This window comes from Shewanella sp. 1311 (genome assembly GCF_059338235.1).
On record NZ_CM181686.1, the window covers coordinates 4941847 to 4963855 of the forward strand.

The 22009-nt window shown below is 46.0% G+C and carries 16 protein-coding genes; 6 read left to right on the plus strand and 10 right to left on the minus strand.

The features are described from left to right. Positions 1-243: 243 nt before the first annotated feature. The 6 genes from AC5YB3_RS21720 to AC5YB3_RS21745 all read left to right on the plus strand — a co-directional run bounded on the left by AC5YB3_RS21720 (position 244) and on the right by AC5YB3_RS21745 (position 10188). Positions 244-5088: an NAD-glutamate dehydrogenase gene (locus tag AC5YB3_RS21720; RefSeq protein ID WP_011846980.1), complete on the plus strand. Its 4845-nt coding sequence runs from the start codon at positions 244-246 to the stop codon at positions 5086-5088. A 63-nt stretch (positions 5089-5151) separates the two neighbouring features. Beyond that, positions 5152-6171 carry a quinone-dependent dihydroorotate dehydrogenase gene (pyrD, locus tag AC5YB3_RS21725; RefSeq protein ID WP_494526150.1) on the plus strand — a complete coding sequence of 340 codons (1020 nt, stop codon included), beginning with the start codon at positions 5152-5154 and terminating at the stop codon, positions 6169-6171. 200 nt (positions 6172-6371) lie between these two features. Then, complete coding sequence (locus AC5YB3_RS21730) at positions 6372-6905, plus strand: cell division protein ZapC (protein ID WP_006081901.1); 534 nt, start codon at positions 6372-6374, stop codon at positions 6903-6905. A gap of 958 nt (positions 6906-7863) precedes the next feature. Continuing rightward, positions 7864-8820: an IS1595-like element ISSod11 family transposase gene (locus AC5YB3_RS21735; RefSeq protein WP_494525734.1), complete on the plus strand. Its 957-nt coding sequence runs from the start codon at positions 7864-7866 to the stop codon at positions 8818-8820. Between the two features lie 325 nt (positions 8821-9145). Further along, positions 9146-9493, plus strand: coding sequence for a hypothetical protein (locus tag AC5YB3_RS21740; RefSeq protein ID WP_312000139.1), 348 nt, complete (start codon positions 9146-9148; stop codon positions 9491-9493). Between the two features lie 461 nt (positions 9494-9954). Next, complete coding sequence (locus AC5YB3_RS21745; RefSeq protein WP_012587504.1) at positions 9955-10188, plus strand: hypothetical protein; 234 nt, start codon at positions 9955-9957, stop codon at positions 10186-10188. Positions 10189-10265: 77 nt separating this feature from the next. On the opposite strand, the gene AC5YB3_RS21750 is transcribed toward AC5YB3_RS21745, so the two are convergent. From AC5YB3_RS21750 to hisC, 10 genes are all read right to left on the minus strand, one after another. Then, positions 10266-10601: a YdbL family probable chaperone protein gene (locus AC5YB3_RS21750; RefSeq protein WP_413484979.1), complete on the minus strand. Its 336-nt coding sequence runs from the start codon at positions 10599-10601 to the stop codon at positions 10266-10268. 24 nt (positions 10602-10625) lie between these two features. Then, positions 10626-10844 carry a YnbE family lipoprotein gene (locus AC5YB3_RS21755; protein WP_006081898.1) on the minus strand — a complete coding sequence of 73 codons (219 nt, stop codon included), beginning with the start codon at positions 10842-10844 and terminating at the stop codon, positions 10626-10628. Positions 10845-10857: 13 nt separating this feature from the next. Next, positions 10858-14352 (minus strand): intermembrane phospholipid transport YdbH family protein, encoded by a 3495-nt coding sequence (locus tag AC5YB3_RS21760; RefSeq protein ID WP_494526151.1) that lies wholly within the window; start codon positions 14350-14352, stop codon positions 10858-10860. A 369-nt stretch (positions 14353-14721) separates the two neighbouring features. Then, positions 14722-15909, minus strand: coding sequence for an aromatic amino acid transport family protein (locus AC5YB3_RS21765; protein WP_494526152.1), 1188 nt, complete (start codon positions 15907-15909; stop codon positions 14722-14724). A 541-nt stretch (positions 15910-16450) separates the two neighbouring features. Further along, positions 16451-17092, minus strand: a complete 642-nt coding sequence (hisIE, locus tag AC5YB3_RS21770) for a bifunctional phosphoribosyl-AMP cyclohydrolase/phosphoribosyl-ATP diphosphatase HisIE (protein WP_012089368.1) — start codon at positions 17090-17092, stop codon at positions 16451-16453. A gap of 110 nt (positions 17093-17202) precedes the next feature. Next, positions 17203-17976: an imidazole glycerol phosphate synthase subunit HisF gene (gene hisF, locus AC5YB3_RS21775; RefSeq protein WP_006081894.1), complete on the minus strand. Its 774-nt coding sequence runs from the start codon at positions 17974-17976 to the stop codon at positions 17203-17205. Continuing rightward, positions 17958-18695 (minus strand): 1-(5-phosphoribosyl)-5-[(5-phosphoribosylamino)methylideneamino]imidazole-4-carboxamide isomerase, encoded by a 738-nt coding sequence (gene hisA, locus AC5YB3_RS21780; RefSeq protein WP_311890222.1) that lies wholly within the window; start codon positions 18693-18695, stop codon positions 17958-17960. The genes hisF and hisA overlap by 19 nt, the downstream gene beginning before the upstream one ends. Positions 18696-18765: 70 nt before the next feature. Further along, positions 18766-19560 carry an imidazole glycerol phosphate synthase subunit HisH gene (gene hisH, locus AC5YB3_RS21785; RefSeq protein WP_494526153.1) on the minus strand — a complete coding sequence of 265 codons (795 nt, stop codon included), beginning with the start codon at positions 19558-19560 and terminating at the stop codon, positions 18766-18768. Between the two features lie 31 nt (positions 19561-19591). Further along, positions 19592-20683: a bifunctional histidinol-phosphatase/imidazoleglycerol-phosphate dehydratase HisB gene (gene hisB / locus AC5YB3_RS21790; protein WP_494526154.1), complete on the minus strand. Its 1092-nt coding sequence runs from the start codon at positions 20681-20683 to the stop codon at positions 19592-19594. A gap of 101 nt (positions 20684-20784) precedes the next feature. Further along, positions 20785-21993 carry a histidinol-phosphate transaminase gene (hisC, locus tag AC5YB3_RS21795; protein WP_494526155.1) on the minus strand — a complete coding sequence of 403 codons (1209 nt, stop codon included), beginning with the start codon at positions 21991-21993 and terminating at the stop codon, positions 20785-20787. Between the last annotated feature and the right edge of the window lie 16 nt (positions 21994-22009).

Below are 22009 nucleotides of genomic sequence, written 5' to 3' on the forward strand. Positions count from 1 at the left end.
GCTCCCCATTTGTTTTTGAATACTTAGTCTGCTTTATCGATTGTTTGGTCATTTGTCATTCATTGTTTACGCGAATACTGGATTTCAAGAGGATGTACCACTAAAATTTTCCTCGAAATACAGCGGTTTTAGTAATAAACTTCGCGCGATGATCCAGATCACATTAATTTATCTGAGATCGTTAAGCCGAAGCATCCAAATAATGAAAAAAGCGCTGCCATAGACGCTTAAGGAAACAGCAACATGGCCTTGAAAGATGCAATGCCTTCAGTACTACTTGAAAATGTAGTCAGTTTAATTCACGCTAAAGTCCCTAATTCACAAGCCAAGCAAGTTGAACAGTTCGCCACCTGCCTTTATGCCCACATGTCGAAAGACGATCTCAATGCGCGTAATGACAGTGATTTATACGGTGCGGTTCTCAGTTTATGGAACGCCCTGAACAAAACGCCAAAAGGTAACACTCACCTACGAGTGTTCAACCCTAGCCAGGCCAAACACGGCTGGCAATCTACCCACTCGATCATTGAAGTTATCCAACCTGACATGCCATTCTTGGTAGATTCAGTTGGTATGGCATTGAATCGTATGGGTATTACTGCTCACATGATGTTACACACTCCGCTGGCTATCGAGCGTTCAGATAGCGGTGTGACCAATGTCACTTATCTTAATCAGAGCCCAGAAAGCACTGAACATGTCGCCGTATTCTTGATTGAAATTGACCGCCAAAGCAGCACTGTCGATATCAAAGCATTAGAGCGCGAAATTCAGTCTGTGCTTGCCGATGTTGCTTCATCAGTCAATGACTGGGAAGCCATGTCTGCCAAGTTGGGTGAGATGATCAAGGAGTTGCCAAAACGTCCGTTCCCAGGCGATAAGCAAGAGTTAGAAGAAGCGATTAACTTCCTGACTTACTTGAATAATCATCACTTTACGCTTTTAGGTTACCGCCAATACGATTTGAATCGTGTCGAAGGTGACGTTGAGTTAGTGCCTAATATCGCCTCTAGTTTAGGTTTGATGAACAAGCACACTAAAGCGCAACCTGAGCAAGGTTTGTTGCTATCTAGCTTCTCCGATAGCGCCCGCAAAGAAGCCTTAGATCACAGCTTGTTGATCCTCACTAAGAGCAGTGCCAAGAGCCGCGTACATCGCCCAGCTTATGTCGATTATATCGGCATCAAGCGTTTCGATAAGAAAGGCAATGTGGTTGGTGAAGATAGATTTATCGGTTTATATGCGTCAAACCTGTATAACCGCAGCCCACGTGAAATCCCACTGCTGAATGAAAAAGTGCAGCGTGTGTTAGATCGTTCAGGCTTAACCCCACGTTCACACGACTATAAAGCCCTGCTAAACATTCTTGAGAATTTACCTCGTGACGAGCTAATTCAAGCCAATGTTGATGATTTATCGCACATGGCCCATGGCGTGTTAGAAATGCAAGACAGAGACAAGCTGAAACTCTTTGTGCGCAAAGATGGCTTTGGCCGTTTCTTATCCTGTTTAGTGTACGTTTCTAAGGACCGTTACAACACTAAACTCCGCCAAGATACTCAACGTATTCTGGCCCAGCATTTTAACAGCAAAGAAGATGTAGAGTTTACGACTTATTTCTCCGAGTCGACGCTAGCCCGCACTCACTACATAGTCAAAGTTGATAACAATAATATGGATGTAGATGTGGCTGCCATAGAGAACAACTTAATAGAAGCGGCACGTTCGTGGGAAGATAAGTTAAGCACTGCGCTTAACAGTGCACTCGGTGAAGAAGCCGGCACTCATCTGACTAAGCGTTATTTCAATGCGTTTGAGCAAAGCTATAAAGAAGATGTATTGCCAAGTTCTGCCGTCGTTGACATGCAACAGCTCGAAGCACTGGATGACGAACACAAGCTCGGCATGTTGTTCTATCAACCGCAGGAAGCGGCGCTGAACGACAATAAAGTGCGTTTAAAGCTATTTCATAAAGATGAGCCAATTCATCTTTCTGACGTGCTGCCAATGCTGGAAAACTTTGGTCTGCGCGTGATCAACGAGCGTCCATATGAAGTCACGACCTCAGACGGTTCTACCTTCTGGATCTTAGACTTCTTGATGACAGTTAAAGTCGTCAACACAGACAACATCGCCGATAGCCAAGACAGATTCCAAACTGCACTGTCACAAGTGTGGCAAAAGAAGTTAGAAGATGACGGTTTCAACCGTATTATTCTGGCGTCAGGCTTAACGGGCCGTGAAGTCTCGGTACTGCGCGCGTATGCCAAATACATGCGTCAAATCGATGCGACGTTCAGTCAGTCTTATATCGAAGAAACCTTCGGTCGTTACCCACAAATCGCTGATTTGTTGGTGAAGATGTTCATCCGTAAATTTAACCCTAAACTGAAAACCCGTACTCTGGGCAAGTTTATGGAACAGATCAATTTACGTTTAGACGAAGTGTCTAGCTTAGATGATGACCGTATTATTCGTCGTTATTTAGACTTGATTAACGCCACTCTGCGTACCAACTTCTACCAACAAGATGCTAAAGGCGAATCTAAGAGTTATATCTCGTTTAAATTCATGCCTTCACTGATCCCTGAAATGCCACGTCCACTGCCGAAATTCGAGATCTTCGTTTATTCGCCACGGGTTGAAGGTGTGCATTTACGTTACGGTAAAGTGGCCCGTGGTGGTCTGCGTTGGTCAGATCGTCGTGAAGACTTCCGTACTGAAGTACTAGGTCTGGTAAAAGCACAGCAAGTGAAAAACACTGTGATCGTGCCTGTGGGTGCTAAAGGTGGCTTTGTTTGTAAACAATTGCCAACCGAAGGCGGCCGTGAAGCTTTCTTCACCGAAGGTCAAGAATGCTACCGCATCTTTATCCGTGCTTTACTCGATATTACCGATAACATTTTGAACGGTGAAATCGTTCACCCATTGGATGTGGTTCGTCACGATGAAGATGACCCATATTTAGTGGTCGCAGCCGATAAAGGCACTGCGACATTCTCTGATATCGCAAACTCGATTTCTCTTGAATACAACTTCTGGCTCGGTGATGCATTCGCATCGGGTGGCAGTAACGGTTATGACCATAAGAAAATGGGTATCACGGCCAAAGGCGGCTGGGAATCTGTTAAGCGTCATTTCCGCGAAGTCGGTATTGATTGCCAAACCACAGACTTTACCTGTTTAGGTATAGGTGACATGGCGGGCGACGTATTCGGTAACGGTATGTTGTTGTCTAAGCACACGAAACTGGTTGCAGCCTTTAACCACATGCATATCTTTATCGATCCAAATCCGGATACGGCATTAAGTTATGATGAACGGGCGCGTTTATTCGCTCTGCCACGTTCAAGCTGGGAAGATTACAACAGCAAGTTGATTTCTAAAGGTGGCGGTATTTTCCTACGTTCATCTAAATCCATTCCATTATCGGCAGAAATTAAGCAAATGTTGGCCACAGAGAAAACCTCTATGACCCCAACTGAGCTGATGAAAGAACTGCTGAAAATGCCAGTTGATTTGATCTGGAACGGCGGTATCGGTACCTATGTGAAATCTGCACGCGAAACCCATGCTGAAGTCGGCGATCGCGCCAACGATGCATTGCGTGTCAACGGTGGCGAACTGCGCGCTAAGATAGTCGGCGAGGGCGGTAACTTAGGTTGTACTCAGTTAGGTCGTATCGAATATGCGTCTAACGGCGGCCGTATCAACACTGACTTCGTGGATAACGTAGGTGGTGTGGACTGTTCAGATAACGAAGTGAACATCAAGATTTTGCTGAACGCTATGGTAACTGAAGGTGAACTGACGTTGAAACAACGTAACCGTTTACTGGAAGAAATGACTGAAGAAGTCGGCCACATCGTACTGCAAGACTGTAAAGATCAAACGCGTACTATCTCTGTGACTCAAGTGCGTGGTGCTGAGCAGTTAAAAGAGCAGATCCGCTTTATCCAGTATCTGGAAAAAGAAGGCAAGTTAGACAGAGCCTTAGAGTTCTTACCGTCTGACGACGAATTGGCTGAGCGTTTAGCCAGTGGTCGTGCGTTAACACGTCCTGAGCTATCAGTACTGGTTGCCTATGCGAAGATGGTGCTGAAAGAGCAATTAGTGACGCCAGAAATCACTGAAGATACGTTGTTAAGCCAATTGCTTATCGCCTATTTCCCGAAAAAACTTCAGGAAAAATACAGCGACAAAATGGCAACCCATCCACTGCGTGGCGAAATCATTGCGACCTCACTCGCCAATGAACTCGTTAACGATATGGGGTTGAATTTTGTTCAACGTATGCAAGATGAGACAGGTGCCTCAGTTGCTGACGCGGCAATTTGCTACACTATGGCCCGCGAAGTATTTGGTTTAGCTGAATTAACAAAATCGATCACTGACTTAAACGGCATAGTTCCTGCTGTGGTTCAAGGTGAAATGCTGCATCAGTTACGCCGCAATATGCGTCGTGCTAGCCGCTGGTTCCTCCGTCACCGTAACCGCACTGGTAGCATCGAACAGACAGTTGCTTTCTTCAAACCTGTATTTGAACAAATTAAAGATAATGTTCATTTATATCTGGTTGAAGAAGAAGCTAAAGGTATCCAATCTGAGATCAATGCTTTGGTCAAAGAAAACGTACCACAAGCTGTGGCAACCATTGTGGCTAACATGAGCACCTTGTTCTCTGCCTTAGACATTGCCCAAATTGCCCAAACAGAAGATAAGACAGTTGCGCTAGTGGCTGAAACTTACTTCAAACTCGGCGCCCGCGTTGAGCTGCACTGGTTCTTAGAACAGATCAGCGCTCAACCTGTGGCTAACCATTGGCAAGCACTGGCTCGTGCCGCCTTTAGGGAAGAGTTAGATTGGCAACAACGTGCATTAAGTTCAGTGGTACTAAGAACCTGCAGTGCAACCTGTGATGCCGAAAGCGTGATTTCTCAATGGATTGAGATCAATCAAGGCTTATTGGAAAGATGGTTCCATATGCTAGCTGACTTCAAAACGTCGCAAAGCCATGAGTTTGCTAAGTTCTCTGTCGCCCTACGTGAACTTAACCTTCTGATCCTTCACTGCGAAGGCCAAAAGTAAACTTATTATAACAATCAGAAGCCCTGGCGATCGCCGGGGCTTTTTTTAGGTCGAGGAAAGTACATGTTTTATAAAATCGCACAGAAAGTCATGTTTCAGATGGATCCTGAGCGAGCTCACCATCTTGCTATAGGCAGTCTAAAAATGACCGCCAATAGCCCGTTAACGTGTCTATACGGACAAACGATTGCACCGGCTCCCGTGAGTGTTATGGGACTGACTTTTCCTAACCCAGTGGGACTCGCTGCGGGTATGGACAAGGACGGCGAATCGATTGATGCCTTTCATGCGATGGGATTTGGTCATGTTGAAGTGGGCACTGTGACCCCAAGACCACAACCTGGTAATGATTTACCCCGCCTATTTAGATTAAAGCCTGCCAAAGGCATTATTAATCGCATGGGGTTTAATAATAAAGGTGTCGATAATCTGGTCAAAAATTTGATCGCTAAAAAGACCAACATTATGGTTGGCGTCAATATTGGTAAAAATAAAGACACCCCAGTAGAACAAGGTAAAGACGATTATTTGATCTGCATGGATAAAGTTTATCTCCATACGGCTTATATTGCGGTGAATATTTCATCACCCAATACCCCAGGATTGCGATCGCTACAATATGGCGATCTATTAGATGAATTATTGAGCGCAATTAAAACTAAGCAACTTGAACTGGCCGAAAAGCATAAAAAATATGTGCCCATCGCGCTTAAAATTGCTCCAGATTTAACCATCGAAGAAATTGAAAATATCGCGCAAGCTTTGATTAAAAACAAATTTGATGGCGCAATTGCGACCAATACTACCTTAACGCGTGATGGTGTTAGCGGGCTTGCCAACGCCAATGAAAGCGGCGGCTTAAGCGGCAAACCGTTGACAGAGCTGTCTACCAAAGTGATCAAACAGTTAGCGATATGTTTGAAAGGGCAGATCCCGATCATCGGTGTGGGCGGCATCAATAGTGCCGAAGATGCCTTGGCTAAATTTGATGCGGGCGCCACTATGGTGCAGATTTATTCGGGTTTTATTTATCAAGGTCCGAAGTTAATTAAAGAAATTGTGAATGCATACCGCTTAAAATAATGATCTTAAGATCAATATAACGATCTAAAATAAGATCTTATTCTTCAACAGCGATCTAAAACGATCCCTAGATCGCTGTTAAGATCCTATATTAGATCGACTAAGTAACTGTTAAATAATTTGTATTTTATTATTTTTATTTTGATATTGGATAAAATATCTACTATTATGTCCCAGTGTTCAAATATTGGGTCACCGTTATGTTATTAATGCCACAAAAAGATTGGCAATGGAAATATAACGATTCGTATGGTGTTTTAGGCGTATCGTTAGGTTCCGAGATTGAATTTCTGACGTCTTATAAAGCAAAATTACTCATTCCTGATGCCTTATCCAGCATGGAATTTAATATTGCGCACGCCAAATTCTATATGAGCTTACTCGATAGATTACCTAAAACCCTGTCTTTGTCCGATGCTGCAATTGTTCAAATTGCCCTCAATGCCACCGCAGCCCATTTTATGCTGACGCCGCAAATGCCTAAATCATGGTTTTTTGATACCAGTGATGTCTGTGTTTATAGCGATGTGGGTAAAGTCTTTGAGCTTAAATGCCAAAAGCAAAGAGTGCTCGCCCTCGTGGTTGAAAATACCCTACAGTCGGCGCTAGTGATGTTATTGTCACCCGAATGTGTTTTGTCGGGCGCGAAAACTATGGTGCAGTTTGAAACCATCAAAGTGATGCATAATCGCTTACACCCACTGCGTGCGCAGCGCCATGTGGTTGCGGCATAATGTGGTTGTAGATCAATAGTCATCATTGGTTTTTAATCTCTACCATTAGCCATACATCACGATTGCTTTTGATATTAACCACTTGCTGATAATTCGCTCAAATCCTAATGGCGTTAGTGCACTATACGTACTCTTTTCTGCTAAGAAAGCCTTTTCCTAAAATTAGTCACGTGAATCTTCGACACCTTTCTATTTAATGCTATCCAATGATAATTCGTAAGTCTTATTACTCTTTATTGGCTCTGCTTTTAGTATCAAACTCACTACGCAGTCTGGTTTGCCATGGTATTGACTCATCGACTCGCAGCGAGTCCATCCTTGGATGCTCGACCGCCCCGTCCATGGGGCGGACGGTCGTCTCGCTAATCACCATGGCGCACCTTTCGGCATTTGCGTAGTCTGTTGATTTAAAAACAGGAGTTCTCATTTTACGCGGACTTGAACTGGTTATCTCGGTGTTGTTCGTGTAGCGCTAAGCAAGAAAGTTGTGGGTGTCCGGGATTTTCAATTCAAAAGATTAGAGCTTACATTTGAAGATATTTTGCCCTGATTTTTTGATGTTGTTTGTGTATTTCTAAAAGAAAAAAAGAATTTTGGATGGTCGGTCTTTTTGGTCTGGTTTGCCATGGTGTTCACTTGACGACTCGCAGCCAGTCCGTCCTTGGATGCTCGACCGCCCCGTCTGATGTGAAAGGATTTACAAATGCCGCGATGGCATGGATGCCAAAAAGCGGCCCTGGGCGGACGGTCGTCTCGCCAATCACCATGGCGCACCTTTTAGCATTTGCGTAGTCTAGAGGTTCAAGAGGGAGGAGTTTTTATTGAACTATGGTTGGCAGTGTTTTCTATATTGTTTGCGCAGCGCTAAAAGAGTTGTGGTGTCCGGTTTTTTACCGCCCTTAATACTGATTTTTTATAAGGGCTATCCATTTAGCACCACCAGTGTCAATATGTAGTAATGAAAACTTCATCGTATCTATTAAAAGCTGGCGTCGATTACCCTACAAATTGGGACGAATTTGTTGATTGGTTTCATGATGAACAATCTTGCACCAGCTACCTTTATGCACTTCGTTGGCCAAACGGATTCATTTGTCCAAGCTGTTCGAGCCATCAATCACCTTATCAGTTAAGTAATGGCAAGTTAAAATGTCATGCTTGCCGTTCTCAATGTTCAGTAACATCAAGTACACTTTTTGACAAAACAAGAACCCCCATGAAAAGTTGGTTTGCAGCTGTTTGGTTTTTTACAAATCAAAAGAATGGGGTCAGCGCTCTTGGAGTCCAAAGGCTATTAGGTCTTGGGAGTTATCAAACAGCTTGGTCTTTAATGCACAAGTTAAGATATGCCATGGTTGATCCTGAAAGAGATAAACTGTCCGGCATCGTAGAAGTTGACGAAACATTAATAGGTGGTGTCATTCCAAAATCATCTATTAAAAATCAACAGGGTAAACGTAAAGCTGTAGTTTTGGTGGCTGTTGAGCTGCTATCACCCTCTGGATTTGGGCGAATACGTTTAAGGCAAGTAGAAAGTGCAACTAAAGAACATATCCATCAATTCATTCAAGATGTAATAGAACCTGATAGCACAATTTGTAGTGATGGTTCTCAAGCATACAAACAAATAGACAAAAAAGGATATAAGCATAATCGGATAGTGCATTTAGGTTCATCTGTACCTGCACATGAAACAATGGCTGGGGTACATCGAGTCTCATCATTATGTAAAAGATGGCTTTTAGGTACGTATCAAGGCGCGGTAAAGGCTAAGCAACTTGATTATTATTTAGACGAGTTTACATTTCGCTTCAACAGAAGAAATTCAGATTCACGGGGATTATTATTCTACAGGTTGCTTGAACAAGCTGTGCGCTCTAAGCCAATAACGTACCAATCAATTAAAAATCGATAACCACAATATATAGTGGTTGGTTGTGCTAAGTGGATAGCCCTTTTTTTTATACAGTATTATCTGGTTTGTGTAGTTTTCAAGGACTAGATTGAAAATATTTGTGCGCGTTTACATAAGAGCTTCATATATATAGCATTTATAATCGATAACTTATTTTTTGACAGCTTGAGATAATAGGTTTGGAAAACGCGCATGCGCGTTTTTCCTGGTGGTATATCTAAACAAAAGCTGGTAAGTTCCTTTTATTACAGGTAGTTAACCATGCGCGTTTTTACTGGTCTAATGAGGTAAACGCGCATGCGAACTATACAAAGGTTAGATAACTATGGAAAGTACCGCTTTGGAGTTCAGGGAATCGTGCTTAGAAATTTTAAATTTCTTGTCTTCCCCTTCAGAACAGAAAATATTTGCGTCAAAGGTTGATTACATCGACTATAAAAGCGAATTTGTTTGTTGGTGGTTTGATGATTTAGTTATGGAATCCTTACCTCAAGGTCCCGGTTTAATATCTGAAAGTTTCACTCCGGATGAAAAGTTAATCCTCTGGGAGTTTACAAAACTTTTTGAGCAAAATATTGATAGCGAAAATCAATCTATTGATGAGTTATTAAAAGACTCTCAGTGGAAAATGATAATGGTAGCTGCTCAAGAAACACTGGCTAAAATTGGGTAACGTCACCTAATAAGGCCATTAAAACGCGGACACAAAACAGCTGGCTTGTGCTCCTTCGTCGCCAATTATAGCCAGCCATTTTGTGCCGTTTATGGAGGCGTTATGAGTGAGTGTATTTAGACCAATGGGGGCTTTAGGTGGGGGAGTGACGCTCCCTGTGTTGCTTGTTGGCTCTGTAGCCTTTCTGTTAGTTTTGTTGCGTTACGTAAGTATTAGATTGATTCCTATGGGTCAAGACAACATTAAGGAGGTGTCTATGGGTAAAACATTAAAAGCTCGTTCTCGTGTGTTTCTAAGCTCGGTTTTTGAGAGTCTGTGGGCTACTGGGGTCGGGGGCATTGTTGGACACCTATTGCTCTAAATGCATTTATAATTTTAAAAATACTAGGCGGATTATATGAAAGAAATATTAGGTATGAAATTCATCCGCATGGCGAAGAATATTTGACCGGGAAAATTTAATGAGACACCCATTGTTAAATTTGGTTACCCAGTTTACGCCGGGGTCGATGAGATTAAGCACAGTCATGGAAGTGACCGTCCGTGACAGGGATGTCACGGTCGAGCATACACGGATGTACTTGCTGCGAGTCACTGGAATGACAGTGCTTAACCAAACTCCATCAAACAATCTAAAATCTAGATCCTCACTCAAAGGTATTGGCCAGCAAATCATTCCCTTTATCGACCACTAATGAAAACGCCTGCAATTGCAGGCGTTTTTTTATGTCTATTCGTTTTGCTCTATGCGCTAGTGCGCTTTAAAAGCGGACTACTTTTTAATCCATTTTCCTTTGGCATCTTGCACATAGTTGCCTTTATCTGTGGCGGCTATGGCTTTTTCACCGGCGAGTTTAGCGACGTCGGCGGGGGAGAGTTTGTTCTTCTTGGCGATGGTTTCGTAGTGGGCGCGACGTTTGTTATTCACGTCATCCATCACGGCTTTGGCTTCGGGATTGGCTTGCACTAATCCCAAGTAGCCGTTGGCTTGTTCGCCTAAATAGCCCTGTGATTTAGCGTCTTGAAGTGACATGGCAAAGGCGCTTATGCTTAAGACGCTGAGGGTTAATAGCAATAATAACTTTGTTTTTAGTCGGATTGATTTCATGGTGATTCCTCAATTCTTAATCAATTAGAACAGCTTATCGTCTGACAGGAGTTGATCTAATTCCTTATCCACTTTGATCCGTATCTCATGTTCAATTTTCACATTGAGATTGATAACGATAGGTTTATCCGGCGGTTCTATTTTTACTGTGGGCGCACAGCCCTGCAATGCGGCGAGTGCGAACAATGCGACAAGCGCGCTTCGGGCACCTAGGCTAACTTGCTGTAATTGAATTATCTTCACTGAGGTTTCCTTGTTACTTCACTGATTTTTCGATTCTGTCCTGCAAGTCATTACCAATTTGCAGACTTCTAAATAATTGCAGCATGTTCTCTTCATGAGAGTAATTCAAGTGAATAGGACGTTCAACCCCTTGGCTGCGGCCTTTCACTTCGACGAGTAGCTTAGCATCACCGGCTTGGTCCATGTCAAAGCTGCTCGATAATTGACTGTATTGTAAGTGTTCTAGCGTCGAAAAGACAAAATCTAGGTATGGCTGGGATTGGCGCATTTGTTCAACCGCCGGATTACCCGAAATGGCGATTAAGCCGCCGGGGGCGCGGGCGGCGAGTTGACCGCCTGTGATCGAGACTTTGCCGTTGATTAAATCGACGGGTAATACGCCATCGAATATGCCATCGGCATAGACGCCAATTTGCGGTTGAATGCGCAGAACTTCTTCCAGACTCATGGCCTGCAGCAGCAGATACGCATGGGATTTATCCTGTAATTTCAGATTAAATTCTGGTAGCAGGAACTGGCCGCTGAGTACTTTGCCTTTGGCGGTCATGGAAACATCGGTGTCACTTAAGCCTGTGAGTTGCTGTATCCAATTGTCGGGCAGTTTCTCGGCATCTTTACCAAGGGCGATATCGGCTTCCACTTCGATATCGGTCAGTGGAAAGCCAGGATCAAACAGGTTAAAGGTCATCATTGTCTGCGGACAATTTAGCTTACTGAGACTGCTAAAATAGCCTTTATCTTGCTGTTTTTTATGAGATTGGCCCCAAGTAAACTCACATTGCGCCTGCAGTTTTCCCCCCTCAAAGGTGGTGTCCTTATAAAAACCTTCAAGTTCGGTCATCGACTGGGTAATTTGCATGGCAAATTGGGTCTGATCGCGCTGTTGGGTTAAATTAAACTGTGCCTGTAATTGGTTATGACCCGTGACATTAAGCTCAGCAGGCAAGGGCTGGGTTTGATTGAGCAAGGACAGCGCCTCGGTCATGCTAGTGTCGACAACCCATTGACCCGTCAGCACTAGAGGTTTGCTCTCAGTGGCAAGGTTCAGCTTGTGTTGGCTTTGCAGCTCAACAGTGCCCACTTGCCAGTGCTCATCACCAAAGAGCGTATTATTTTTCCAATTTAAGCTTTGTGCCAGCGTTAACTTGTCCAGCTTGAGTACGGTTTCTTTACGGCTGCGACCTTTGCTGCTGAGCTGCTTTTCGATATTGAGCTGATTGGCTTGCCATTCAAGCTGATTCTGCCAAGTGGCTGCGAGCAACGAGTCGAGTGGGGTTTCGACCTCGGGCTTAAACTCAAATGACATGGCTTTTTGGAATGCAATCGAGAAACTGCCCGCGCTCATATCGGTTTTAGTTGTGATGCTATTGTTCTGATTTTTATCAGAACTTTTATCTGCACTTTTTTCAGCGCTAGCTTCTGTCACTTTCGTTTCAATAGCAGTCGTTTCAGCCTTTTTTATATCAACAGCAGCCGTTTCACTAACAACCGTCTGTGTGGTTTGCGAAAAATGCAGCTGCTCCAGTGCCAAGTTCAAAGGCGGTAAGGCCAGTGTTAATTGGTTTGCAGTATCGGACGCGGGCACTGAAGTTTGTCCTGAGCTGATACTTGAGCTGGTATTTGAGTTGCGCTGCGAGCTTACGGTAAGCGGTGCAAGAGCATTTATTGTGATACTGCCAAGGCTCACATCGGCATGTTTAGCCGCATTGTTATCTTGAGCACGGAGCTGTTTAAGCTCGCCCACAGTTAGCTGCAGCGTGTCGCCGGCATTTTGCTGTGTTTGGGTGGCAGCGCCGATAGGCGTCGTAATGAATTGCCAGTCGGTTGAGCTTGGCGTTTGATTAAAGCTCAATTTGCCCGCAGTGGTTAACTGGCTGCTATTCCAGCTGAGATCTTGGGGCGTATTCGCCCACAATTCAGATAATTGCAGTGAGCTGGTTTGTTTAGCGTTAAGGCGCCAATCTGTTTGGAAGAACAGCGCTTCGGCGGACTTGACCACTTCAACATTGGCCAAATCGATTTGGGTATCGAGTTTACTGCTTAAGGTTTTTAGCTCAATTCGGGGAAGCTTGAAGCTAAGCGGCTTATTATCAAGCGGCTCATTCTTAAGCGGTTGACTCTGTGCATCTTGCTGGATTTGAGTCAGCGGATAATGCAGGGCTTCACTTAATGTCAGCGCGATCCCCACTGGTGCATCTGTGCTTTTGAGCCCTGACAGCAGCTGAGCGATTTGACTCGCTGTTTGACTTGCAACTTGATTAGACACTTGCTCCGAAGCGGGCTTGGCTGCCGATTTGGATGGAGGCTGAGTTAAAGGTTTCGCCAGCGTCTCATCGAGCAGCTGCATCAATCGCTGTTGCTGGGCTGCATTGGGAGTCAAGGCTATGGTAAAGGGCTCAAGGCTTAGGTCAAGTTCGGCTAAATGTCCGGCAATCTTAAATGCTAACTTAGGTTTTGACACAAGCTCGGGTTTTGGCGCAAGTTCTAGCGCCGCCAACTGATTAAAGGTCAGCTTAGGATCAATTAATTGGTGCTGGCTGATAAGCTCGCCCGAAGTTAATGTAATACGGCTGTCGGACACTAATTGACCTTGTAGATCAATCGCTAACGCTTGCCACTCTTTATCAAGTTCAGTTAATGGACTCAGCACACTGTCTTGCGTTTGCCTCAGGCTGATTTGATGCAAGCTTGTAAGCAGCGGCGCGAGTGCAATTTGACTTGCCAGTTGCCACTGTTGGGCTGCGAGTGTGGCTTTGAGTTTGGCGATGCTTTCACCTTCGTGGCTAAACTCGCTGTTGATTTCCCCCGCGCCGTTAAGGCTCAACTTGTCCATTACCAAACGATAGGCGGGTAAATCATTTTGGGTGTCGAGTTGGTGAGCTTTGAGAATAAGGCTGGTTTTGCCGATATCGATGAGGGGTAATGATTTGATATCTAAGGCCAAGGCAGGGCCTTGTTCATCGATGGCATTTCGATTGGGCAAAAATAGCGATTGCCCTAACTCGACTTCAATATCACCTGTGGAGATTTGGGTGATTTTTTGAGTGAGGTAAGCAATTTGGCTGAACTGTTTCAGCTCGGCAAAGCTCTGCGGCCAGTCAAGTTTTAGCTGGATATTCACATCATTAAGCGTGATATGGCTGTCATGCACCCTAAGATTGGCAGAAGTAATGCGCCAATGTTCTAACTGACTTTCCCCTAATTCAATGTCAATCAGTTCGCTGTCCATGCCTACGAGGGCAAAGTTTGCCGCCTGCATGATCAGTTTTTCAGCCTGGGTATTCACAATCCAAACAGTTAACGCCACCCCCGCCAAGATGCCCGTTAAGCTGGTCGCCAATAAAGTCTTTTTCAGGGGGAATTTACGGCGGCTTTGTGTTGCAACATGAGTATCCGTCCCAGAACCTGCAGCACCTCTGTGAGGGCCAGCGGATGTCTCCGTTGCCTCGTGTTGAGGTGCCTTGCTATCAGAAGCACTGCTACGGCTTGGCTTGTTGTGGATTGGCATTGGGTTCGATTTCTTTCCTTATTCACTGAGCCCTGATCAAACTCGTGCCTTAGCATTGCACAAATACAATCACGCCTGCTTTGCATCGGTATCTTGCTGAGGTACTTTTTTAGCAACTGACTTTAGTAACTGACATTAGTAACCGTCTTTAGTCACTGACTCTAGGAGCCGTCTTCTTAGCCGCTGTCGCCGCGTGCACGAGCATCAGAGGCAGTTTAACACTCAAGGGCTTAGCTGACTAATGTGGAAGGATCATCGAATAGACAAGAGCCTGCTGTCAATAGTTGAAGCTTTACAGGCTCTTGTACCTAATCTTTTATTCGAGCTAGCTAACTTTTAGTTAACTCACTCTTGGTGAGTGAATTGGAGCTAGCTAAACATCTGCGCGGCGATCACCACGATTCCGCAAAGTGTGGCGAGCAGTAGGGCAAACTTACCGCCCGCGACCCGATATCCCGTCGGCAGATTGGCAGCATCTCGCATCTTGCGCTGTGTCCACACCATGGCTACAGGTAAAAAGATGGCGAGGATCACCAGTGCAATCGCCGCATAACCTAGGGCTGTGATAAAACCTTGTGGGTAGAAAAGCGCAAAACCTAAGGGCGGCAAAAAGGTGATGGCAGCGGTCAGACTACGGCCAGAAAAGTTATCCTCTCGTCTTAAGGTCGAGGCCATAAAATCAAACAAGCCTAAACTCACCCCTAAAAACGAAGTCGCAAGGGCGAGATCGGCAAACAAACTGATCGCGCTGCTTAAGTATTCGCTGTGCAGTTCGCTCGCCAGTTGATTGATAAAGCTCGATAAACTTTGGTTTTCGAGCAATTGGCTTTGGCTCAATACGCCTTGGCTACCTACTTGCCACAAAAGATAAATGACCAGTGGTAAAGCGGAGCCGAGTAGCATGATCCTGCGCAGGGATTTAACCTCAACGCCTAAGTAGCGCACCACTGATGGAATCGAACCGTGGAAACCAAAGGAGGTAAAAATCACCGGAATAGCCGTGATAATTAAACCTTGGTTAAGTGGGAGTTCGAGTAAATGTGGGCTTTCTACCTGCGGCAGTAACAAGGCCAACATAAGCAATAATGCCAATAGCTTAAGGGCAAATAAACCGCGATTGATAAGGTCCACACAGTGGGTTCCCATGCCCACAATCGTCCCAATCAGCAGGGTAAACAGGATCGCGCCCGCCTGTGGTGGCAAACTTAGCCCTAGCCAAGTGCTCAGCTTTTGGTTCACTTGCTCACCGCCACCGGCAATGTAGGCGGCGCAGAGGGCGTACAGTAAAAACATCAAGGCGCTATTGGCGATCAACTGGCCTTTACGGCCCAATAAGCGTTGCGCCAAGTGATTAAGGCTGGCATCGCTGGGGGCGAATTGATGGATTTCCACCATTAGCAGTGCCGTGTAGGCCATTAGCGCCCATAGGATCAACATGATGGCGGAGGACGTACCAAAACCAAGTCCCGCCGAAGCGATAGGCAAAGCCAGCATACCCGCGCCGATTGTGGTGCCTGCGATAAGCAGCAGACTGCCGAAAATTTTATTCTGTGTCATAACATGATCTCAAAAGCGTGTTGCAAGAAATGAGCTAAAGATTTGATCCTAAAGTAACTGTCTTAAATGATTTTGATGCGCTTCAAGCACAAAATGATTTAAGCAAATGAGACAGTGGCGTTCAGTGGATCCGAAAGGATATGGCCACAATGGAAGGTCAGGCGAGGGAGCCTATCTATGCCATTGCGGCTACAGATAGGGAGTATAAAATGCTGTGAAACACATAAAACTTGCCTTAGCGTGTGTTGAGTAAAAACGGATAAGTGTTTTTATGCCTTGCCTTAATAACCTAACGGCAACGGAGGCTACCTTAGGGATTTGAGGTGTACTTGTCAACCATTACAACAGTATTTTGTTTGTTTTTTGTCATGTGGCTAAGCTGGAAGACATGCCTAACTCACACTGAGTTTATGGTCAACGAGGGGAAGGAAAGAGGAGTTAGCTAGATTTATGGCAAGATAAAAAATGCCGCAGACTTGGCTCAAGTGTGCGGCATTTCTAGATGTAAGCGACTAGCGTGATATCAGAGCCTGTGAGCCGTTTATGCTTTGCTCTGCAGCGCCTTTTCATGTCTTGCCAGCAAGTTTGCTGTGATGTCACTGAGGCTTAAGTCTTGATCTTCAAGCAATACCAGCAAGTGATAGATAAGATCTGAGGCTTCGTTAACTAACTCTTCCTTATCGTGGGTCGCAGCGGCAAGGGCGGTTTCAAGGCCTTCTTCCCCGACCTTTTGGGCGATACGTTTAGTGCCGCGCGCAAATAAAGACGCTGTATAGCTTGAATCGGCACTTTGCCCTTTACGCGAGGTGATTAAGCTGGCGAGGTTGTTCAAGAAAGGGTGTGCATTGTCATCTAACCAGCAACTTTCGGTGCCTTTGTGGCAGGTTGGGCCGTTGGGGATCACTTGCACTAACAGGCTGTCGTTATCGCAGTCTTTATCGATAGCCACCAACTTTAGCGTATTACCTGAGGTTTCACCCTTAGTCCACAAGCGCTGTTTTGAACGGCTGAAAAAGGTGACATCACCTGTGCTCAAGGTTTTTTCCAGCGCGGCCTTATCCATGTAACCGAGCATTAATACCTTGCCCGATAAGTGATTTTGGATCACGGCAGGAATAAGCCCATCCTGTTTGTCCCAATCCAGCTCGCTAAAATCCGCTTTAGTGTTTGTTTGCGTTGACATAGTGTTCACTCTTAATCCGTTTGTAGAACCTAGAACCTAGAACCTAGAACCTAGAACCTAGAACCTAGAACCTAGAACCTAGAACCTAGAACCTAGAACCTAGAACCGCTCTAGCGTCTAATCGCGATCCCTTCGGCCGCTAAGTAGGCTTTTAACTCACCAATGTTGATAATCGCCTTGTGGAATACGCTCGCTGCCAGCGCCGCATCGACCTTGGCTTCAATAAATACATCGCGAAAATGCGCCATAGTCCCAGCGCCGCCCGAGGCAATTAACGGCACGTCGCAGATGGCGCGAACAAGACTTAACTGCTTGATATCGTAACCGCCGCGCACGCCGTCTTGGTTCATCACATTGAGCACGATTTCACCACAACCTCGTTTTTGCACTTCTTCAACCCAGTCTTGGGTAAACCACTGCGTATCCTTAGTCGCCGCTTCATCGCCGGTAAATTGCTTTACCTTATAGCTGTTGCTGGTGGCATCGAAAAAGGAGTCGATGCCAATCACGATACACTGGCGGCCAAACTCGTCCTGCAGGCGTGAGATTAAACTTGGATCGGTCAAGGCGGGCGAGTTAATCGAAATCTTATCCGCCCCAAAGGCTAATAATTCACGGGCTTGGCTAATGGTTTTAATGCCACCTGCCACGCAGAAGGGAATATCAATCTGCTCCGCCACGCGGCTCACCCAAGATTTATCGACCACACGTTCGTGGGCGCTGGCGGTAATGTCATAAAACACTAGCTCATCGGCGCCTTCTTCGGCATAACGCGCGGCTAACGGCACGATATCACCGACAATTTCGTGGTTACGAAACTGCACGCCTTTCACTACTTTACCGTCTTTCACATCTAAACAGGGAACTAGTCGTTTGGCCAGCATTGGATTGCCTCCGCTACGTTAAACTGATTGATAAGCAAGGCTTTACCGATAATGATGCCCGCAGCGCCGCTGTCACGCACGGCGGCAACATCTTCAAGAGTCGCAATACCGCCGGAGGCTTGCCAAGCGATATCGGGATAACTTGCAGCAATTTCTTGATAAAGCTCGGTATTCGCGCCCGTTAAGGTGCCGTCACGGCTAATATCAGTTACTAGCGCATGCTTTAAGCCGACCGCGCTAAAGGTTTCTACAAGGGATTCTAAACTCTTACCGCCGCCACTTTGCCAACCGGATACGGCGACAATTTTCTCGCCGCTTTGGTTGATATTGACATCGAGTGCGAGGCAAATCGCTTCGCTGCCGTATTTGATAAACCATTGTTTGACTAACTCAGGTTCTTTCACTGCCAGCGAGCCAATTACCACACGTTTTACGCCGATATTTAATAATTCAGTGACTTGTTCTTCCGTGCGAATGCCACCGCCAACTTGAATATTAGCGTTTAGTCCCGCCACGAGTTGACTGATAAGGCGAGTTTGGCGTTTAGCGGGATCTTTCGCGCCTGTTAAATCAACGATATGCAACCACTTCGCGCCTTGAGCCTCGTAGGATTGCAGCTGCGCCAAAGGACTTAAATCAAAGGTGGTCTGCTGGCCGTAATCACCTTGATAGAGGCGGACAACATTGCCATCAATTAAATCAATTGCAGGAATAATCATAAGCTCACATCCTTGATTGATTTGTTTATAAGTGATTTATTAATAACTGGTTTTTTGATGAGTAATATATTCATTGGTCAGCCTTATTTACACCCGCTTGGCCATCAGCAGAGTTGCTTCGCAGCGCTTTGTTCATCAGAGCTTCGTTCATCAGTAACTCGTCCATCTGTAAAAAGTTACGCAGAATTTGCGCGCCCACGGCGGCACTTTTTTCGGGGTGGAACTGCACGCCCATAAAGTTGCCTTTGCCAATGGCGGCGCTAAAACCTTCACCATAAGTACATTCGGCTAAGGTGAATTCGCTCAACGGCGCGCGGTAACTGTGGACGAAATATACATAACTGCCATCTTCAATACCCGCAAACAGCGGGTGAACGTTAGGGCTGTTGGCGCCTTGTGACTTTGTTGTTAGCTTAAGTTGGTTCCAACCCATGTGTGGCAAAGGTAGGCTTTCAGCTTTGAGTAACTGCGTATCCAGCTCACAAATGTCGGTTGGGATTATGCCTAAGCACTCACAATCTTGACCTTTGCCGCCGCGCTCCTTAGAAATCGTCGCCAACATTTGCATGCCAAGGCACACGCCTAGCACCGGTTGAGTCAGGCCTTGGATGAGTTCGACTAAGCCTTTTTCATGCAAGGACGCCATGGCTACACCCGCTGTGCCTACACCCGGCAGCACCACACGTTTTGCCGCTTTGATTTTGGCTTTATCGTCTGTGACCAATACCTTAGCGCCTAAACGCTCGAAGGCGAAACGTACTGAGTTTAAATTGGCGCAGCCCGTGTCTATGATGACGGTTTCAGCATCTGGTGATTCATTTGCTGTTAATTGCTGACCAGCTGTTAATAGAGTGTCTTGTTGCATCCTAACCTCTTAAACGATTTATGCTGATGCCTTAAAGTACGCCTTTGCTCGATGGCAGAATATCGCCTTCGACTTTAACCGCTTGGCGCAGCGCGCGGCCGAGCACTTTAAACAGGGCTTCAACCTTGTGGTGATCGTTATCGCCCTGCGTCGACAGATGCAGCGTACAGCGCAGGCCATCGGCAAAGGAGCGGAAGAAGTGTGGCACCATTTCAGTGGCCATTTCGCCCACATGCTCGCGCTCAAAATTGGCCGAGAACTTGATAAAAGGACGACCAGAGATATCCAGCAGACATTCGCCCTTGGCTTCGTCCATCGGCAGACTAAAGCCAAAACGGGCAATGCCGCGTTTGTCACCGAGCGCTTGGCGCAGGGCATCACCTATGGCTAGCGCCGTGTCTTCGACGCTGTGGTGATCGTCGATTTCCAAGTCGCCATCGACTTTCACATCCATTCTAAAATTACCGTGGGTGGCAATTTGATCGAGCATGTGGTCGAAAAAGCCAATGCCAGTGTCGATTTTGCCTTTAACGGGGCTGTCGAGATCAACAGCCACACGAATATCGGTTTCTTTGGTGGTACGCACGACCGTTGCGGTGCGGCCTTTATTCAGCAGCGCATCGGCGATGGCGTTCCAGCCTAAAGTGTCGCGTTGATATTTAAGGCTTTTAATGCCCATGGCATTGCCCAGCTCCACATCGGTTTCGCGATCGCCAATCACCGCCGATTGGGTGAAATCGATGCAACCTTGGGTGAGATAGTCTTTTACTAGCCCAAGCTTAGGTTTACGGCAGCTGCAATTTTCATCGTTAAAGTGCGGGCAAATCACCACATCTTCAAAGTTAACCCCTTGGCTTGTGAGAATTTGCATCATCATATTGTGGGGCGCGTCGAAATCTTCCTGCGGGAAAGACGGTGTGCCAAGGCCGTCTTGATTGCTGACCATGACTAAACGAAATCCCGCCTTTTGCAGACGTAGCAAAGCGGGGATAACCTGTGGCTCAAACACTAATTTAGCCAGACTATCGACCTGTTTGTCGGTGACGGGTTCTTCAATCAAGGTGCCATCGCGGTCGATAAACAGAATTTTTTGTGCAACGTTTGGGATAAATTGTGGGTTCATGGCTCTACCTTCAAATTCAATTCGTTTAGCTAATGCTTAAGCTGATTTTACCTTCAGTGCTGCATTCGCTTTTTATTGGTTTTATTAGTTTTTATGTTTAGTTACTTATTATTCGTTTCTGGTGATTGCTCAGTGCGTTGCGATTCAAATAAATTCACTAACACATCGGTATCCGCCTTTGAACTGAAGCTAAAGCGGATAGCCTTGGCAAGCCTTGGGTCTTTGTAGGCGCGGGCGACAACGCCGCTGCCTTGCAGTAACGCTGCGACCTTGGCGACATCATCAAATTCAGCCAGCACATAATTGCCGTTAGGCTTAAGCACGCGGGCGCGCGAATCTGAACTATTCGATTTTGAACAATAAGCGCTGATCGCCGCTGTGAGTCTGGCGCCTTGCTCATTTAATTGTGCAACTTGCACTTTCATCCGTGCAACGCCAGCGCTTGATAGCGCCTGTGTGGCGACCCCACTCACGGGCAGTGGCACAGGATAGGGTGCAATTACGCGCATAATGATTTCGACCACTGCCTCGTTTGCCAGCATAAAACCACAGCGTGCGCCGGCGAGTGCAAAGGCTTTTGACAGGGTTCGTAGCACCACTAGATTCGGATAGCTTTCCAGTAAATCCGCCACACTGTATTCAGGACAAAACTCAATATAGGCCTCATCGATCACCACAAGCGCGTCGGGCAGGGCGTTGATCGCTTGCTCAATAATGGCTTTGTCGATCACAGTCCCGGTCGGATTATTGGGATTGCAGATAAACACCAGTTTTGCGCCGCGAACGTCCTCGGCATAGCTTGTCGGCAAGCCATATTCCGCGCTGAGATTTAACGCTTTAACGCCCACATTAAAGGTGTTCGCGCTGATGGCATACATGCCGTACGTCGGGCCAAAGCAGGCGATGCTGTCGACACCTGGAATACAAAAGGCGCGAATTAACAGTTCAATCGCTTCATCGGCGCCGCGGCTGGCGACTATCTTGCTGGCGTTTACACCACTGTATTCGCTGTAGGCATTGATAAGCTGCGGCGGTTGGCATTCTGGGTAACGATTCAATTTCGATAAATCGAGTGCTGCCGTATCGACATTATTGAAGGGCGACTCGTTGGCATTGATCCAAATATCACCACGACCGCCCAGTCTGCGGGCACTCTGGTAGGGCGTTAAATCCAGTAACTCAGGGCGCGCTAGGCGCTCGGCTAAATTTAGCGTCGCTGATTGCGCTAACGTTGATTGTTTTAATGACGATGGTGCTAACGTCGATGCTGTGGGTTCTACTGTCTTTTCCATGCTGCTCACTTGGCTCATTTTCTTCACTCAGCTC

Excerpts from the sequence above, each read along its gene's own strand:
- AC5YB3_RS21760 (WP_494526151.1), bottom strand. The coding sequence starts at position 14,352 with ATGCCAATCCACAACAAGCCAAGCCGTAGCAGTGCTTCTGATAGCAAG.
- AC5YB3_RS21765 (WP_494526152.1), bottom strand. The coding sequence starts at position 15,909 with ATGACACAGAATAAAATTTTCGGCAGTCTGCTGCTTATCGCAGGCACC.
- AC5YB3_RS21750 (WP_413484979.1), bottom strand. The coding sequence starts at position 10,601 with ATGAAATCAATCCGACTAAAAACAAAGTTATTATTGCTATTAACCCTC.
- AC5YB3_RS21740 (WP_312000139.1), top strand. The coding sequence starts at position 9,146 with ATGGAAAGTACCGCTTTGGAGTTCAGGGAATCGTGCTTAGAAATTTTA.
- hisB (WP_494526154.1), bottom strand. The coding sequence starts at position 20,683 with ATGAACCCACAATTTATCCCAAACGTTGCACAAAAAATTCTGTTTATC.
- hisA (WP_311890222.1), bottom strand. The coding sequence starts at position 18,695 with ATGATTATTCCTGCAATTGATTTAATTGATGGCAATGTTGTCCGCCTC.
- hisC (WP_494526155.1), bottom strand. The coding sequence starts at position 21,993 with ATGAGCCAAGTGAGCAGCATGGAAAAGACAGTAGAACCCACAGCATCG.
- AC5YB3_RS21735 (WP_494525734.1), top strand. The coding sequence starts at position 7,864 with ATGAAAACTTCATCGTATCTATTAAAAGCTGGCGTCGATTACCCTACA.
- hisF (WP_006081894.1), bottom strand. The coding sequence starts at position 17,976 with ATGCTGGCCAAACGACTAGTTCCCTGTTTAGATGTGAAAGACGGTAAA.
- AC5YB3_RS21720 (WP_011846980.1), top strand. The coding sequence starts at position 244 with ATGGCCTTGAAAGATGCAATGCCTTCAGTACTACTTGAAAATGTAGTC.
- pyrD (WP_494526150.1), top strand. The coding sequence starts at position 5,152 with ATGTTTTATAAAATCGCACAGAAAGTCATGTTTCAGATGGATCCTGAG.
- AC5YB3_RS21745 (WP_012587504.1), top strand. The coding sequence starts at position 9,955 with ATGAGACACCCATTGTTAAATTTGGTTACCCAGTTTACGCCGGGGTCG.
- hisH (WP_494526153.1), bottom strand. The coding sequence starts at position 19,560 with ATGCAACAAGACACTCTATTAACAGCTGGTCAGCAATTAACAGCAAAT.
- hisIE (WP_012089368.1), bottom strand. The coding sequence starts at position 17,092 with ATGTCAACGCAAACAAACACTAAAGCGGATTTTAGCGAGCTGGATTGG.
- AC5YB3_RS21730 (WP_006081901.1), top strand. The coding sequence starts at position 6,372 with ATGTTATTAATGCCACAAAAAGATTGGCAATGGAAATATAACGATTCG.